The sequence below is a fragment of the Sunxiuqinia sp. A32 genome (assembly GCF_052690465.1).
The window spans coordinates 1-652 of record NZ_JBQYLI010000049.1 but is presented as its reverse complement, the minus strand read 5'-3'; the positions used below and the strand labels follow the sequence as shown (position 1 = coordinate 652).

Sequence of the window (652 nt, the reverse complement as noted above, 5' to 3'; positions counted from 1 at the left end):
CAGAAAAAGCAAAGGTTCTTTCCAGCTTTTAAGCACCGATTTTTGCTAAATTGTGTGCCAAAGCAATCAAACCGGTCTCGATTTCCACTTTTTGCTTGCCACGGAGCATAAGCCTTCGGAAACCTTTGTTGTTTTTAATGTTCCCAAAGGTTGCTTCTACGTCTGCAGGCCGCTGTTTTCGGCGTTTTACCCCTTCCTCTGACAAAAGTTTTTCGCGCGCCTTTTGTTTGTGCCTTTCCAGGTTGTGGTTAAGCTCGATTACGCGATCGCCTTTTGCTTTATGGCAGCTTGGGCGCAAGGGACAACCCTTGCAATTTTGTGCCTTGTAATAAGTTAGGTGCTGCTTGAACCCGGTTGTCGTTTCGCGGGTTGTAGTGCCGGATTTTGTCATTTCCTGTCCCATTGGGCAGTAAAAACAATCTTTTTCAGGGTTATAGTAAAGATTGTCCTTGTGGAAAATATTGGATTTAAACTTTTTGGTCTGTTCTTTATGGAAGTAATTGAACTTTACAAAAGCGTCAATCCCGTTTTCTTCCATAAATTCATAGTTCTCTTGGCTGCCGTAGCCCGAATCAGCGGTGGCAACTTCCGGGTAGTCCCCGTAAAGCCGTTCATGTTCCGTTAAATGATCCGCAAGTGTGGTCGTATCGGT

Annotated in this window: 1 protein-coding gene; it reads right to left on the bottom strand. The window is 44.6% G+C overall.

The window, feature by feature from the left end; genetic code table 11:
* Window positions 1–28 precede the first annotated feature (28 nt).
* Window positions 29–652 (bottom strand): transposase (locus tag ACUNWD_RS20780; protein ID WP_445589791.1); only part of this gene is annotated, 624 nt, incomplete at its 5' end.